Source organism: Halobacillus massiliensis, assembly GCF_900166625.1.
Lineage (GTDB): Bacteria > Bacillota > Bacilli > Bacillales > Halobacillaceae > Halobacillus_A > Halobacillus_A massiliensis.
The window spans coordinates 342,222-356,974 of sequence record NZ_LT800499.1; the positions used below are offsets into that span (position 1 = coordinate 342,222).

Genomic DNA, 14,753 nt, shown 5'->3' on the forward strand with positions numbered 1-14,753 from the left:
TTTGAAATTCTCAAAATGAAGACACTGCATTATAAGTTTTTTAAGTAAAACGCCAGCCATACGGGATGAGAGAGCCTTTAGAGAAAAGGGCTTTTTTCACGTGTAGGCCATAACTACTAATGTTTGTGACAAAACTGAGTACATTTTGTTACAATTATTTCAATTTATTAAAACTCGATCGTTTTAAGTACAAAAAATAGGGGATATAAGGTAAAATAAGTGAGTGCAAAATTAACGGAGGTTTTACTATGTTTACAAAAAATAAACATTCCAAACGAGACAAACGAGATGGAAATTATAAACAAAAGATTTTAATTTACACTTTAGTCATCGCTCTTTTCTGGGCGAAGATGTACTTCATACAAGGAAGCATTTTTACGCTGGGAGTAGAGAACTCCAATGAAGCAGCTATCCTTGCATTTAACCCGCTGAGCAGTATTTTCTTACTGTTTGGTTTAGGTGTGTTCCTTTTTGGAAGAAAGGGTTTATTAGCTACTTATATTTTTGGTTCTGTACTTCTATATGTGAACGTTCTATTTTATCGTGAATACAATGACTTTATTACAATTCCAATGCTGGGACAGGTCGCTAACCTAGCAGGATTAGGCAGCAGTATTACGAACATTCTATCTATTTCTGACATTCTATTGTTTGTAGATGTTTTTGTCGCTGTATTTCTATTATTCTATGTAAAACCTTCTCGTTTTACTTTCTTTATACCCAAACGCAGGGAAGGTTTAATCCTAGCAGTTATTGCAATTCCTCTTTTTCTTGTAAACCTTGCATGGGCAGAAACTGAGCGTACAGATTTACTTGAGCGGGCTTTTGACCGCAATATGCTTGTTAAATATATCGGTGTAATGAACTATCATGTATATGATATTGTGCTTCAAGGCCAAACAGAAATGAAGAAAACATTTGCTGATAGTAACGAATTAGTCCCTGCTATTAACTATTTAAATGAGAAGCATACAACGCCAAACAAAGAGATGAAGGGTGCCGCAGAAGGCAAGAATGTCATCATGATATCGCTTGAAAGTACTCAGACATTTGTTGTAGACAACACACTAAATGGTGAAGAAATCACCCCTTATTTTAATGAATTAAAAGAAGAAGGGGCGTATTTCAATAACTTCTATCATCAGGTCAAGCAGGGCCGTACGTCAGACTCTGAGTTTATCACTGAGAACTCCCTATATGGTTTGAACCGTGGAGCCGCCTTCTTTACTCATGCAGGCAATGAATATGAGGCCTCCCCAGAATTGTTAGGAGAGAATGGCTACTATACAGCAAGCATGCACGCGAATGATAAATCATTCTGGAACCGTGATGTTATGTATGACTCCCTGGGTTATGATAAATTTTATTCAAAAGCTGATTATGAAGTAACAGAAGATAAATCGTATGGCTGGGGCTACTTGGATGAATATTTCTTCGAGGATTCATTAGATAAAATGGAAGAAATGGAACAGCCTTTCTATACGAAGATGATCACATTGACGAATCACCACCCGTTTGTACTGCCTGAAGATAAGAAATATATTGAGGAAGGCGATTTCTCAAGTGGTACATTGAATCGTTACTTCCAGACAATGCGCTACCAGGATGAAGCTCTAAAACAGTTCGTTGAAGATTTTAAGCAATCTGATCTTTATGATGATACAATTTTAGTAATCTATGGGGACCATGAAGGTATTTCCGAGAACCATACTCAAGCGATGAGTGAATATCTGGATAAAGATATTAATGATTATGAGCAATTCCAGCTTCAGAGAGTACCGCTTCTTATCTTAGGTGAAGGAATTGACGGAAAAGAGTATGATACAGTTGGTGGTCAGATTGATCTGCGTCCGACACTTATGAACCTTCTAGGAATAAAAGACGATAACCCGGTTCAATTCGGTCAGGATCTCTTTAGTGAGGATCGACGAGAGATGATGATTACTCGTGATGGGGATTTTGCTAATGAAGAATATGTAGGTGTGAAAGACCAATGCTATGACCGTGAAACAGGGGAACCAGTTGAAGGTGAAGCTTGTGCACCTCTATTTGAAGAAGCACAAGAAGAGCTGGCCTTGTCTGACTCCATTATATACGGAGACTTACTGCGTTACCTCGATGAAACAGAAGTCGTTGAGGAAATGGAGAGCGAAAAAACTGAAGAAACAAATAAGTAATATAAAAGCCTTCACTCTTAAAAAGAGTGAAGGCTTTTTAGTATTTCGAGAAAGGCTGCTCTGTTGTTTTAAAAGAGGGGAACCGACAGCTCGTTATGCTCGCGGATCTCGCCTTGGCTCTATCTCCCTTCAGGAGTCTCGCCATGTCCCAGCCTCATTATCGGGGGGCGGTGTAAAAGGAACATTATGGTTAGAGAAAGATCGTCTGCCTTCGTCCTTTTACGGTAAGGTTCCGTTACACTAATAAACATAAAGGGCCGGGGAAACGATGAGACTCCAATGGGAGAAAAGAACAGGGGGAGATCCCGGCTGAGGAAGCTCACCGTTGGCACACGTAAAGAGAGCCTTTTCTACAGACCGGTCTTCTATATGAGGACAAATGGAACCAAAAAAGCTTTCACTCATATAAGAGTGAAAGCTTTTTTGGTCTAAGGGCTGTTTAAAAAATATCCCACCAGATTTTAATAGTTGTAACCAGAATCAGAATGGCAAGAATCGATTGCAGCACCTTCGTATTCATCACTTTTCCTGCTTTCGCTCCTAGAGGGGCGGCAAGAAGACTTGCTATAATCATAATAAGTGCTGCCGTATAATCAACCTGCCCTGTTGTAATTTTGCCTATAGTAGCTCCAATAGAAGATATCAGCGTGATAGCCAGTGAAGAAGCAATCGTCATTCTCGTTGGTATTTTTAAAACGACGAGCATAATAGGAACTAACAGAAAGGCTCCGGCAGCCCCGACAATTCCAGCTCCTATACCGACGATTAATGCCAGACCAGAAGACAGCCATTTAGGGAATGTAACCTGATCAAAGGGAATATCATCGATTCCTTTTTTAGGAACGAACATCATTATAGCAGCAATTAATGCAAGCAGACCGTATACCATGTTAATAGCTGATTCCGGCATAAACCGTGAGCCGAAACCTCCGATGAAGCTTCCAATTAAAATACTCACACCCATGTACAAGATGAGCTGTTTATTGAGATAGCCGCCCTTACGGTAGGCCCATACTCCGCCAATCGTGGCAAAAAATACTTGAACAGCACTGATTCCTGAAACTTCATGAGCTGTAAAGGCGGTCATTCCGACAAGAGGAGGTATATATAAAAGCATAGGATATTTAATAATTGAGCCGCCTATACCTAACATTCCAGATACGTAAGAACCTATAAAACCGATAATAAATATTGTTATTATTAATCCTATTTCCATTTTGATTCCACACCTTCCTAAATAGAGAGAGGAACCTGTGCAGGTTCCTCTTTCTTAGCCTTTTTTAATCCAGAATTTCAGCACATCTGCTTCTTCTTCACTTTGCAGAAGCTCATGGTCTCCAGACTTAGCCCAGGCTGTAAGATCACTCTTTGCGCCTTTATCTGTTGCGTGAATTTCTAAAATGTCTCCTGTATTAAGTTCTTTCATTGCTTTTTTTGTCTTTACTATGGGCATCGGGCATGCTAAGCCTTTGGCATCTAATATTTTTGTAGAATTCATTGATAATCCCTCCGATAATGTGATTTGATTTGTTTTTTATCTAACCGCACAGCGGTTAGGGCCGATTTCCATTTCGCGCTGTTCTTCTGCTTCCGGGTTAATTTTACCCATGTTTGTTTCTCTGATTTGCTCATAAGCATTGGGCTGTAGCGGCAGATTCTCTGTAACCATTTTTCTAAACTCTTGATCGTCCGTCATGTTTAAGCCGTGGTTCTTCTCAAAGAGCGTACCCAGCTTTTCAGCGACTGTACCATCATCATTAAGTTCTTCCATGATCATAAAGTGGGCAGGAAGTACAATTAGCGCTTCAGATAATTCTTTATAGCGGTCGTAAAGTGTATCACGCAAATCTTGTACCCAGTCTTCTGCTTTACCAGCTAAGTCTGGACGGCCGATGGAATCAACAAACAGGATATCTCCTGAAAGCAGGTATTGATCATCAATGATGAAAGAAGTAGATCCTTTCGTATGGCCGGGTGAATACAGGGCATTAATTGAGATTTCTGTATTACCTACTTGAACAACGTCTCCGTCTTTTAGAGCTTCATAAGAAAACGTTACTTCTTCCGCGTCTTCAGGGGGCAGCCAGTAAGCTGCTCCTGTTTGCTCAGCAATAGTACGTCCACCGGAAATGTGATCGGCATGAAGGTGAGTATCAAAGACATGCTTAATGGTGGCACCTTTTTCCTCCGCGAACTGTGTGAAAATATCCGTCATACGAGTGGCGTCTACTATTGCTGCTTCTCCTTCAGAAATGACCATATAAGATAAGCAGCCTTTTCCGATACGGACGAATTGATAGAGTTCTCCGCCGTTAGACAAGTCTCCTGCTTTAACGGGATGGAGGTATTCACTCCAGGCTTTCATTCCGCCTTTAAGATAAGAGACATCTATTCCTTCCTCTGAAAGCATTTCAGCAACCATTACGGATGAGCCTTCTTTCGCACACACTACTATAATTTCCTCATCCTTCGGCAGCTGTTCCATAATCTCTTCAACACCATCCAGAAGTTCAAAATAAGGGATGTTCAGGTAGGAAAGGTTTTCACCTTCAATTTTCCAGTCTTTAAAAGCATCTTCGTTACGCACGTCTAAAATAAACATCGGTTTATTATTAAAAATACTATTAGTCACTTGTTGAGCTGTCATAGCTTTAACTGTCATCTTTTATTACCCCCTAAGGTATTATTTTAGTTAAAAAAATTTAGTTTTCTTTTACAGTTTCGCCTTTCCATTGACTCATGCCTGGTTCTACATTATAAACTTTCTCAAACCCTTGATCAGAAAGCTTTTGAGCCGCCATGTCACTGCGGTTCCCTGTATGGCAAACGACATAAATTTGTTTCTCTTTATCCAGTTCATTGACACGTATATCCAGCTCTCCGAGTGGAATGGAAACAGCACCAGGAATGTGTCCAAATGCATATTCTGCAGATTCGCGGACATCAAGGATTAAAGAATTTTCCGAAAGAGAAGCAATTGATTCATTATCCACTACTTGCGGATGTTTCTTTTCCTGTTTCTCTTCATCCGACGATTTACGAATGTAGTGATAAAGTACTTCGTCTTCCTCATGGGTTCCTAAATACTGCTGGCCGGTCTTCTCCGACCATGCTTTAATATCAGCCGTAGATCCTTTATCTGTCGCCTGCACTTCAATCACCTGGCCGGGTTTAAGTTCTTTGATTGCTTTTTTAGTTTTTACTATTGGCATAGGACATGCTAAACCTTTTGCATCTAAAAGTTGATCAGCTTTAATAGCCATATTTACATCATCCTCCTGTTATATTGTTTTACCTTCATAGTTCATCATACCGCCATCCATATTGGAGACTTTATATCCTTGCTTCTCAAGAAATTGCGTGGCCTGGCCGCTTCTGCCTCCAGATCGGCAGACCATAATATACTCTTTAGCTGAATCTAATTCATTCATTTTAAATTGTAATAGACCAAGGGGTATATTTACGGCTCCTGGAATTTTTCCTTCAGCCACTTCTGATGTTTCCCTAACATCAATAATGTTTAAATCCTGATAAGCTTTTTCAACTTCTTTTGGTGTAATTGTTTTCAACTTCAATTCCTCCTTTTATTAGATAAACAGGTTAACTTGTCCATCTTCCGCTTCGCCAAGGTAGGCAGCGACTCCCGCATACTCAATATGGTCGAGGAGCTCTTCTTTCTGAAGTCCAAGTAAATCCATTGTCATTGTACATGCAACCAGGTTTATATCCTGTTCCTGAGCCATATCAATCAAATCTGGAAGAGGCATTGCGTTATGCTTTTTCATTACATTTTTGATCATTTTTGGACCAAAACCGGCATAGTTCATCTTAGATAAACCCATTTTGTCTGCGCCTCTCGGCATCATTTTTCCAAACATTTTTTCAAGGAAGTTTTTCTTCACAGCGACATGACCGTCTTTTCGAAGGGCGTTAAGGCCCCAAAATGTGTGGAAAATCGTCACTTCATGGTCATAGGCTGCAGCTCCATTGGCTATGATATAAGCTGCCATCGCTTTATCGTAATCTCCGCTGAATAAAATAATATTAGTTTTCTTTGTTTCTGACATTAATATTTCCTCCTTATTAATTATACATATACATGTATGGGTATATGAAAAGATAAAAAATTTTATCTGCTTCTAACTAGCAGGTGAACAGCTTCATTAATTGATTCTTCTTTTGTTTCTTCGTCCTCAGCCTCTTGAATGCAAGCGGCAAGGTTTTCACTGACAACAAGACCGATCGTGCGGTCAAGCCCGCTTCGTGCAGCGGACAGCTGGGCAATGACATCTTTACAGTCTTTGCCTTCTTCCATCATTTTTAGAACTCCGCGCAGTTGACCTTCCATCCGTTTGATGCGGTTTTTAACAGCTGTATTGTATTCCATAATATGAGCCTCCCTTTTTGGAAGTGTTGTTTTTATTTAAAATGATCACATGACACATAATATACCCCATGAGGTATAATGTCAACAGTTAAAAATAAACTTTTTGGTTACGATAAAAGAGAAGGAGGATTGTACGATGGATATTCTATTAGAAAGTGTGAAGGTATTAGGAAGAATTGCTACAATACTTCCGCTGCTCCTTGCGATCGGCTTATACATGGGGAAAAGGTCAATGGGTGAACTCCCTGTGTTTGATTTTCTTGTTGTACTAGTGCTTGGTTCCGTTGTTGGAGCAGATATAGCTGATCCAAAAATTAATCATATTCATACGGTAATTGCTATGATAGCTATCGCGATTCTCCATCGGTTGATCACCTATTTGAAATTAAATTCCCCCCGATTTGGAAGAATGATTACTTTTCAGCCGACAGTTGTTATATATAATGGTCGTTTTGTTGATAAAAATATGAAAAAAGTAAAGTTTTCTATCGATAACATTATTCAATTGCTTCGAGAAAAAAATATTTTCACAGTAAAGGATGTCGAAATAGCGGTTGTAGAAGCGAATGGACGTATATCGGCTAAATTGAAAACAGGGAAAGAGTGGGTGACTAAAGAAGAATTTGGTCTCCGGCCAGTGCAAGGAGAATATGATATTCCTGTCATATTGGATGGTTATGTACAGGTAGATTTACTGAACCGAATGGGCAGAGATGAAAACTGGCTGCGTCAGCAATTAGCAAAAGATAATATTACAAATTTTCAGGATATCTTTTACGCCGCACTTACCCCTGGAGGTACATTTTTATATTCACAAAGAGATGGAAAATCGTCGCAAATTCCTCCTATAGACCATTAAAGCCAAGAAGTAATCGAATATTACTCCTTGGCCCTTTATTATTATTAAACAGCTTTATCCATACAATCTATTAGCCGCTCTTCAATATCCTGTGCAATGGTTTCAAGCTTTTCGTCATTTACCATGCTGATTAAAGAGGTAGGTCTTGGCATGCCGATTTTCGTCTTCCCGCCGTCTTCATATACTACCATTTTACATGGGAGGAAGTAGCCCGCCATTTGATTCTCGGTTAATACTTTCTGGGCTTCCTTCGGGTTACACACTTCAAGCACTTTGTATTCCTTATTGAAATCCAGTCCTTTTTCCTGAAGTTTATCTTTAATATCAAATGTCCATAATACCCCGAATTGTTTATCCTTTAATTCTTGTGTCAGACTGTCTACGGCATCATTCATATTTTTTGAAGTCTCTACAGTATAATCAAACATTTAATCGCCTCCTAAAGTTATTACTTCTATAAAAATATACCCGTATATGTATATAATTAATCGTAAATAACCTGAAAAACTTAGTCTGTATAACTGTATCATTTAGCTTATTTGTATTAGAATAAGGGGAGCATTAAAGAAGGACGTGACACGAAGATGGAATCAGAGATTAAATTAATCGCATTAGATATGGATGGAACACTTCTTAATTCAGACGACATTGTCAGTGAAGCAACAAAAGAAGCTATTCAAAAAGCAAAAGACCGGGGAATTCATGTAGTGATCAGTACGGGCCGTTCCTTAGACAGATGCCGGGAGATTGCTGAGTCGCTGGGACGCTCATCTTATATAGTAACAATCAATGGCGGTGAAATTTACAATGAGAAGTTCGAGCTTGTGGATCAGACACTTCTGGAGCCTAAGCTTGTTGACCGCCTTTGGGAACTCAGAGAACAGCACAATGTACACTTCTGGTCTTCTACAGTAGAAGGGCAGTTTAACTCGGACAGCCCTTTTGAAAAAGAAGTTAATGAATATCAGTGGCTTAAATTTGGTTTTGATATTGAAGATGATGAAGTACGGCAGGTTATTCTTGATGAGTTAAATGCCAATGATCAATTAGAGGTTACAAACTCAAGCCCTACAAATATCGAAGTTAACCCAGCGGGAGTTAATAAAGCGGCCGCCTTATTGAAGGTATGCGAACGTCTTAATATTAAGATGGAAAACGTAATGGCCGTCGGAGACAGCTTAAATGACTTGGCGATGATTCGCGAAGCAGGCTTAGGAGTCGCTATGGGCAATGCTCAGGAAGATGTAAAAAAAGAAGCAGCCTGGGTTACTTCGGCTAACGATGAAGATGGTGTAGCCGAAGCGATTGAACGATTATTAACTGCTCAGCAATAAGTTATAAATAAGCGGGGATACTCATAAAATAATAACACCCTACCTAAAGTCTCCTCCTATTTAAAAAGCACAGGCCGATCCTGTGCTTTTTTATTTTTCCCTTGTGCGTGTAAAAAGCTGCTTTGTAATTACTTGCTTTTAAGCAGGGAGCCATGATGCCAGCTCGAACTAAACAAGTCTTTCCCTCCGGCCCGTCTATCTGTAAATCAGAAAACGGCACCTGCTCTTTTTCTTCAATACCTATCGGTAATTCTTAAATATCATCGATTGATTCTTAAATAACGGGGACCGTTTCGCTACTATCTCCTCACTACCTGTACCAAATTGCAGATTCATTCTAAATCTGCAAAGAAAACGCTTTCTTTATTGGCAGGAAAAAGGGATTATAGCAAGAACTATATAGAGAGAGGTTTTTTAATTTATAAAAGTAAGATAAAACGAATAAACAGAGGGAGTGTGAGTATCTGGTGAATGAAGTTGTCATCGTAGAAGCAGTCCGTACACCAGTGGGAAAAAGAAAAGGTCTTCTTAGTGAGATAAGGCCGGACGAGCTGCTGGGCAGAGTTTTTCGAGAAGTTGTTGACCGTGTGAACTTAGATGCAAAGGAAATAGATGATGTTATTGCAGGATGTGTATCCCAGGTTGGGGAACAGGGAGGAGATGTAGCACGAATTTCTGCGTTAATCGCAGGTTTTCCTATAGAAGTGCCGGGAGTAACCATTGACCGTCAGTGCGGCTCCAGTCTTCAGGCCGTCCAATTTGCTTCTCAGGCTATTGCCTGTGGGGATATGGATATAGTTGTAGCTGGCGGGGTGGAAAGCATGTCCCGGGTGCCTATGTTTTCTAATATGAAAGGTGTGAACTACAGCGCAAAGCTTACAGATCAATTCGAAATGATTAATCAGGGATTATCAGCAGAAAGAATTGCCGATCAGGCAGGCTTTCCCCGAGAAGAGCTTGACGCGTTTGCAGTAAGAAGTCATGAAAAAGCGTTTAGCGCGATGAAAGAAGAGCGATTCGAACGGGAGATTCTCCCGATTGAAACACAGGACAGACAGGGATTGCCTCTCATGATGAAGGAAGATGAAGGACCGAGAAGGGGGACGTCTGTGGAGACGCTGGCTGACTTAGCACCAGCCTTTGAGGAGCATGGAAAAATTACTGCAGGAAATGCAAGTCAGATCAGTGACGGGGCTTCTGCTGTGCTGTTAATGTCGCGAACAAAAGCGGAAGAGCTTGGCTTTAAGGCGCGCTGCAGGATTATCGCGCGTTCTGTTGTCGGTTCAGATCCGACACTTATGCTGACAGGACCTGTGCCTGCTACTCAGAAAGTTTTAAAGAAAGCTGGACTGCAGCTGAGTGATATTGATTTATTTGAAGTGAATGAAGCGTTTGCTTCTGTGCCGCTGTATTGGTTGAAAGAAACAGGGGCCGATGCAGGCAGATTAAATGTGAATGGCGGAGCAATTGCCCTTGGACATCCTCTAGGTGCCACAGGTACGAAGCTTCTGACCACATTAGTTCATGAGCTTGAACGATCACAAAGCCGGTATGGGCTTTTAGCCATTTGTGAAGGATTAGGTATGGCGAATGCCATGGTTATTGAACGGATAAGCGGCTAGTTAAAAGACGACTAAATGAAATCGGAGGGGAAACAATGGGGCCAACTTTAAAAAGTATGTTTGAACAAACGGTATCCAAGTATCCAGAAAAGGAAGCTCTCGTAGATTTACGTTTAGGAACAAGGTGGACTTATAAGCAGTGGGATGAAGAAGTGAATAAACTCGCTAACGCTCTCCTTAGCGATGGAGTTGATAAAGGTGATCGTGTATCCACCGTTTTATTTAACACGGCAGAATTTGTTACAGTTTTGTTTGCTTGTATGAAAATAGGAGCTGTCTTTAATCCGATTAATTTCAGGCTCACTTCTCAGGAAATTGATTATATATTAAGAGATGCTGAACCGAAAGTCGTCTTTTTTGAAAAAGCTACATCAGCCTCTGTAAAAGAAACCGCCGAAGCCATGCCGGACACAAGTTTCTGGTGTATTGATGAAAATGATCTTTCTTACGCAGAAAATTACTATGACAGGACGAGAGACAAGCTGGTGAGACGCCCGGACTGTTTAGTAGAAGAGGATGACCTTTATGCTATTATGTATACTTCAGGTACGACAGGGGCTCCTAAAGGGGTTCTCCATACCCACAGAGACATGATAGACCAAGCCTTAATACTTACGGCTACCCTCAGGCTTACTCCTCATGACAGAGGATTATCCGTCGCCCCAATGTTTCATTGTGCTGAGCTTCACTGTGCGTTCTTCCCGAGGGTGCTGATAGGAGCCACAAGTGTTATTCTCCATCACTTTGATGCCGCACAAATGATCGAGACGGTAAAAGAGGAACAAATCACCACATTATTTGCAGCGCCTACCATGTGGAATATGGTGCTGCAGGAAGAGTTCGATCCGGCTGACTTTCAAACATTGAGGCAGGGATTATACGGAGGTGCCCCAATGGCTCCTGCCTTAACGACAAGGCTGCATGATGCTTTAGGGGTTCAGCTTCTACAGGCTTATGGGATGACAGAAATGGGGCCTGCGATTACCGCTCTTATGGAAGATGAACAAATAACAAAAGCAGGGTCTGCGGGCCGCCCGATATTAAATCATGAAGTTCGTGTAGTTCGAACGAGAGAAGGGGGGCCGGCTGATCCTGACGATATCTGCCTGCCGGGAGAGCTTGGGGAAATTGTCGTTCGCGGCCCGAGTACGATGAACGGCTACTACAAACGGCCTGAGGCTACAGAAGAAGCAATGTATAAGGGTTGGTACCACTCCGGTGATATAGGCTCTTACGATAAGGAAGGTTATCTATGGGTCAGTGACCGCGTGAAGGATATGATCATATCGGGCGGTGAAAACATCTATTCTCGTGAAGTGGAGGATGTTTTGTTTGATCATCCTGATGTCGTCGATGCTGCCGTTATCGGAGAACCTGATGAAATGTGGGGAGAGCGGGTCGTCGCTTATATTGTGAAAAAAGGGGAGCTGTCGATGGAGGAGTTAGAAAGATTCTGTACGTCGAGCAGCCGTCTTGCCCGTTATAAACGACCGAGACGTTATGAGTTCGTCGATGAACTGCCGCGAAACGCCAGCGGAAAGCTTCAGAAGTTTAAGCTGAGAGAAAAATTAAAGAGCCGAACTCCATAAGTGAAAAAGGACGCCCCGGCGTCCTTTTTTATTTTTTAAAAGACTAAAGTTCTTTCATCGTTTCATACGGCTGCAGCTCCCGGCATAGGTCATAACTTTCAAAAGGACAGCCTCTGTCCCAAATCCTTTCGATCACATTTTGAATCGTAAAATCAGAGGGTGAGAGGTGGTCAGTTAATTCACTCCAGAAAAGCGGTGTGGCTACACTAGCTTCATTTGTTGCTCTGGCTGAATAGGGAGCGATGATCGTCTTGCCTTCTGCGTGTTGAATATAATCGATATATAAACGATTCCCACGGTTCTTTTTTAATCGTTCAGTCGTAAAGAAATCTGGTTTTTCTTTAACTAAAAGAGAGGTAAGCTTCTCGGTAAACTGTCTTGTTTCTTGATAAGTCAAACTGCCTTCCGTAATAGGGATATGAATCTGCAGTCCCTTTCCTCCTGATGTTTTAACAAAGCTGTGGACCTCTAGTTTATCGAGGAGGTATTTGAGCAGCTGAGCGGCCAGGACAGCAAGGGGAAAAGCTGAGCGGTCAGGCGGATCCAAATCGAAGACAATTTCATCCGGGTGCTCGGCTTCCGCCCGCTGAAAAGGCAGGTGAAGCTCTAACGCCCCCTGATTTCCAAGCCATAGAAGCGGGGAGAGCTCATCTGCTCTCAGGGCTGTTTCTCCATCGCTCTGCTTCCATCCTTTCACATAATCAGGAGCATATTCAGGCAAATGCTTTTGGAAAAAAGACTCATCCCCTATACCGTGAGGATAGCGGATCACGGTCAGCTTTTTCTCTTTAAGAAAAGGCTTCATGTAAGGGAACACGTGCCTCAAATAAACTAAGTAATCTCTTTTCCGGATACCACCAGGCCATAACGGTTTATCTTCGTTCGTAAACTCAACATTTTCAGGAAGGAGAGCAAGATCCCACTTTAGTTTATCTACTGTACATTCACCAGGCTTTAAATCGAACCGAAAATTACTGAACAGCGGCTCCCTGAATTCGCTGTCTTCAACACCAAGACAGTGAATATCCACTACTATACTGGGGGATAAGCGCCAGTTTTCCCCTTTCTCTTTAAAAAATGTCCTTAGCGTTTCTCCCTGTTCATTAGAAAGACCATTTTTAAATCTCCCTAAAGGAACTTGTTTATCCTCAGCAAATATTTCGACAGTAAAATAATTATTTCCCGGGTAATATTCTGACAAAAACCCTGAAACTGTTCGCCACAGTTTAATTTTCAACCAATGTTTCGACCTTTTGTTGTAAGTGTAGCTGCTATTATTTTTTTTAACGACAATGCCTTCACTTAAGTGCTCAAAAGCTGTTTCATATATTTCTGTCCAATTCTTAAAAGCTTGTACTTCTTGGATATGAGAATGGTTTACTGAGTTGATCACTTTTTTTAATAGTTTTTTTCTGTCGATGTAAGGTGTGCCAGTGCGATCATCCTGATAATAAAGAACATCAAACGCCATAAATGTTGCCGGACGTTTCAATGCAAGTCTATCTACTTTATCCTTTCTTTTCGTACGTCCACGGATTTGGAGGTGTTCGAAATTGGCTTGAAATGGATTGTTTAAGATGACGAGCTCTCCATCAAGAATGAGCGGGAGATCTGCAGGAGGTTCCATGTAATCAGGATTGGTGATCTCAGGGAACTGAGCCGTCAAATCCTTCCCGTTTCGACTCGTCAGCGTAATGCCTTTCTTTGTCCACTCCAGAAGGACGCGAAAGCCATCGTATTTAATTTCATAACTCCATTCCTTAGATTTCGGAGCATTATCTGACAGGGTAGGCAGCATGGGGCGGTTAAACATTTCTACTCACCTTCTTTTTGTACGGTTAGTTTGACGCATACATGCCTGAATTAGTCATAAAAAATAGAAGAAGGCACATCCTAACCAAAAAGGAGTGTCGAATATGCATACAATGTGGAAAGGAACGATCAGCTTTGGTCTTGTAAATATTCCAGTGAAACTGCATGCAGCCACAGACAATAAAGACGTGAAGCTGAGACAGCTGCATGATGAATGTAAGTCCCCGATTGAATACAAAAAAAGATGCCCGGTGTGTGAAAAAGAAGTGGCGAATGAAGAAATTGTGAAAGCATATGAATATACGAAAAATAAATTTGTCGTCCTGGATCCAGAAGATTTAGAGAACCTAAAGCGGGAGCAGGAGGATAAATCGGTTGAAATATTAGATTTTGTAAAGCTTGAAGAAATTGATCCCATCTATTTCGACCGCAGTTATTACTTATCCCCGAATGAAGGCGGCACAAAAGCTTACGGATTGTTAAGGCAGGCTTTAAAGGATACAGGTAAAATTGGTGTAGCTAAAATTATTATCCGCTCGAAAGAACAGCTGGCGATTCTTCGTGTGTATGATAATACGCTCATTATGGAAACCATTCATTTTCCGGATGAGGTAAGGAATGCTTCAGACGTACCTAATGTACCTGAAGAAACAGACTTAAGTAAAAAAGAAATCAGTACGGCTATCTCACTGATTGACCAGCTTACAGAGGAATTTAAACCTGAAAAGTATACGGATGAATACCGTGAAGCTTTATTAGAGCTAATTGAAGCGAAGCGAAACAATGAAAAGGTTACAACTGCCAAGACAAAACCTCAGCCAGCAAATGTAACAAACTTGATGGAAGCTTTAGAAAGATCATTGGAAGAAACGAAAGAATCGAAAAAAGTGGCACCGAAGAAAAAGACAGCCGCCAAAAAGAAAACGACCAGCAAGAAAAAAACGTCTTAAATCCCTATTATGAAGCCATTTGT

15 protein-coding genes are annotated in these 14,753 nt (G+C 41.1%); 6 read left to right on the forward strand and 9 right to left on the reverse strand.

The window, feature by feature from the left end:
* Positions 1 to 248 precede the first annotated feature (248 nt).
* Positions 249 to 2,177, forward strand: coding sequence for an LTA synthase family protein (locus B7E06_RS01780; protein ID WP_082232291.1), 1,929 nt, complete (start codon positions 249 to 251; stop codon positions 2,175 to 2,177).
* Between the two features lie 439 nt (positions 2,178 to 2,616).
* Here B7E06_RS01780 and B7E06_RS01785 read toward each other — a convergent pair whose 3' ends face one another.
* The 7 genes from B7E06_RS01785 to B7E06_RS01815 form a co-directional block, all read right to left on the reverse strand.
* On the reverse strand, positions 2,617 to 3,393 hold the full coding sequence (locus tag B7E06_RS01785; RefSeq protein WP_082232293.1) for a sulfite exporter TauE/SafE family protein: 777 nt from the start codon (positions 3,391 to 3,393) through the stop codon (positions 2,617 to 2,619).
* A 54-nt stretch (positions 3,394 to 3,447) separates the two neighbouring features.
* Complete coding sequence (locus tag B7E06_RS01790) at positions 3,448 to 3,675, reverse strand: sulfurtransferase TusA family protein (RefSeq protein ID WP_082232295.1); 228 nt, start codon at positions 3,673 to 3,675, stop codon at positions 3,448 to 3,450.
* Positions 3,676 to 3,711: 36 nt separating this feature from the next.
* Positions 3,712 to 4,839: an MBL fold metallo-hydrolase gene (locus B7E06_RS01795; protein WP_082232297.1), complete on the reverse strand. Its 1,128-nt coding sequence runs from the start codon at positions 4,837 to 4,839 to the stop codon at positions 3,712 to 3,714.
* A 40-nt stretch (positions 4,840 to 4,879) separates the two neighbouring features.
* The gene (locus B7E06_RS01800; protein WP_082232299.1) at positions 4,880 to 5,440 is read right to left on the reverse strand and encodes a sulfurtransferase TusA family protein; all 561 of its coding nucleotides are present in this window, start codon (positions 5,438 to 5,440) and stop codon (positions 4,880 to 4,882) included.
* Between the two features lie 18 nt (positions 5,441 to 5,458).
* Positions 5,459 to 5,746 carry a rhodanese-like domain-containing protein gene (locus B7E06_RS01805; protein ID WP_082232301.1) on the reverse strand — a complete coding sequence of 96 codons (288 nt, stop codon included), beginning with the start codon at positions 5,744 to 5,746 and terminating at the stop codon, positions 5,459 to 5,461.
* A gap of 18 nt (positions 5,747 to 5,764) precedes the next feature.
* Positions 5,765 to 6,244, reverse strand: coding sequence for a DsrE/DsrF/DrsH-like family protein (locus B7E06_RS01810; protein WP_082232303.1), 480 nt, complete (start codon positions 6,242 to 6,244; stop codon positions 5,765 to 5,767).
* A gap of 62 nt (positions 6,245 to 6,306) precedes the next feature.
* Positions 6,307 to 6,564 carry a metal-sensitive transcriptional regulator gene (locus tag B7E06_RS01815; RefSeq protein WP_082232305.1) on the reverse strand — a complete coding sequence of 86 codons (258 nt, stop codon included), beginning with the start codon at positions 6,562 to 6,564 and terminating at the stop codon, positions 6,307 to 6,309.
* Positions 6,565 to 6,700: 136 nt separating this feature from the next.
* Here B7E06_RS01815 and B7E06_RS01820 point away from each other — a divergent pair, with 136 nt between their 5' ends.
* The gene (locus B7E06_RS01820) at positions 6,701 to 7,423 is read left to right on the forward strand and encodes a DUF421 domain-containing protein (protein WP_143414433.1); all 723 of its coding nucleotides are present in this window, start codon (positions 6,701 to 6,703) and stop codon (positions 7,421 to 7,423) included.
* A 44-nt stretch (positions 7,424 to 7,467) separates the two neighbouring features.
* Here B7E06_RS01820 and B7E06_RS01825 read toward each other — a convergent pair whose 3' ends face one another.
* Positions 7,468 to 7,851 carry a DUF302 domain-containing protein gene (locus B7E06_RS01825; protein WP_082232307.1) on the reverse strand — a complete coding sequence of 128 codons (384 nt, stop codon included), beginning with the start codon at positions 7,849 to 7,851 and terminating at the stop codon, positions 7,468 to 7,470.
* Between the two features lie 156 nt (positions 7,852 to 8,007).
* Between B7E06_RS01825 and B7E06_RS01830 the strand changes: the two genes are divergently transcribed.
* The 3 genes from B7E06_RS01830 to B7E06_RS01840 all read left to right on the forward strand — a co-directional run bounded on the left by B7E06_RS01830 (position 8,008) and on the right by B7E06_RS01840 (position 11,968).
* The gene (locus B7E06_RS01830) at positions 8,008 to 8,757 is read left to right on the forward strand and encodes a Cof-type HAD-IIB family hydrolase (RefSeq protein ID WP_082232309.1); all 750 of its coding nucleotides are present in this window, start codon (positions 8,008 to 8,010) and stop codon (positions 8,755 to 8,757) included.
* 467 nt (positions 8,758 to 9,224) lie between these two features.
* Positions 9,225 to 10,379: a thiolase family protein gene (locus B7E06_RS01835; RefSeq protein WP_082232311.1), complete on the forward strand. Its 1,155-nt coding sequence runs from the start codon at positions 9,225 to 9,227 to the stop codon at positions 10,377 to 10,379.
* 35 nt (positions 10,380 to 10,414) lie between these two features.
* Positions 10,415 to 11,968, forward strand: coding sequence for a fatty acid--CoA ligase (locus B7E06_RS01840; RefSeq protein ID WP_082232313.1), 1,554 nt, complete (start codon positions 10,415 to 10,417; stop codon positions 11,966 to 11,968).
* A 43-nt stretch (positions 11,969 to 12,011) separates the two neighbouring features.
* Here the strand turns inward: B7E06_RS01840 and ligD are convergent, their stop codons facing one another.
* Positions 12,012 to 13,781 carry a DNA ligase D gene (ligD, locus tag B7E06_RS01845; protein WP_082232315.1) on the reverse strand — a complete coding sequence of 590 codons (1,770 nt, stop codon included), beginning with the start codon at positions 13,779 to 13,781 and terminating at the stop codon, positions 12,012 to 12,014.
* Positions 13,782 to 13,884: 103 nt separating this feature from the next.
* Here ligD and ku point away from each other — a divergent pair, with 103 nt between their 5' ends.
* A complete protein-coding gene (gene ku / locus B7E06_RS01850; RefSeq protein WP_082232317.1) occupies positions 13,885 to 14,730 on the forward strand; it encodes a non-homologous end joining protein Ku in 846 nt (281 codons plus the stop codon).
* The last annotated feature ends 23 nt before the right edge of the window (positions 14,731 to 14,753 follow it).

Excerpts from the sequence above, each read along its gene's own strand:
- B7E06_RS01780 (WP_082232291.1), top strand. The coding sequence starts at position 249 with ATGTTTACAAAAAATAAACATTCCAAACGAGACAAACGAGATGGAAAT.
- B7E06_RS01785 (WP_082232293.1), bottom strand. The coding sequence starts at position 3,393 with ATGGAAATAGGATTAATAATAACAATATTTATTATCGGTTTTATAGGT.
- B7E06_RS01790 (WP_082232295.1), bottom strand. The coding sequence starts at position 3,675 with ATGAATTCTACAAAAATATTAGATGCCAAAGGCTTAGCATGCCCGATG.
- B7E06_RS01795 (WP_082232297.1), bottom strand. The coding sequence starts at position 4,839 with ATGACAGTTAAAGCTATGACAGCTCAACAAGTGACTAATAGTATTTTT.
- B7E06_RS01800 (WP_082232299.1), bottom strand. The coding sequence starts at position 5,440 with ATGGCTATTAAAGCTGATCAACTTTTAGATGCAAAAGGTTTAGCATGT.
- B7E06_RS01810 (WP_082232303.1), bottom strand. The coding sequence starts at position 6,244 with ATGTCAGAAACAAAGAAAACTAATATTATTTTATTCAGCGGAGATTAC.
- B7E06_RS01815 (WP_082232305.1), bottom strand. The coding sequence starts at position 6,564 with ATGGAATACAATACAGCTGTTAAAAACCGCATCAAACGGATGGAAGGT.
- B7E06_RS01820 (WP_143414433.1), top strand. The coding sequence starts at position 6,701 with ATGGATATTCTATTAGAAAGTGTGAAGGTATTAGGAAGAATTGCTACA.
- B7E06_RS01825 (WP_082232307.1), bottom strand. The coding sequence starts at position 7,851 with ATGTTTGATTATACTGTAGAGACTTCAAAAAATATGAATGATGCCGTA.
- B7E06_RS01830 (WP_082232309.1), top strand. The coding sequence starts at position 8,008 with ATGGAATCAGAGATTAAATTAATCGCATTAGATATGGATGGAACACTT.
- B7E06_RS01840 (WP_082232313.1), top strand. The coding sequence starts at position 10,415 with ATGGGGCCAACTTTAAAAAGTATGTTTGAACAAACGGTATCCAAGTAT.
- ligD (WP_082232315.1), bottom strand. The coding sequence starts at position 13,781 with ATGTTTAACCGCCCCATGCTGCCTACCCTGTCAGATAATGCTCCGAAA.
- ku (WP_082232317.1), top strand. The coding sequence starts at position 13,885 with ATGCATACAATGTGGAAAGGAACGATCAGCTTTGGTCTTGTAAATATT.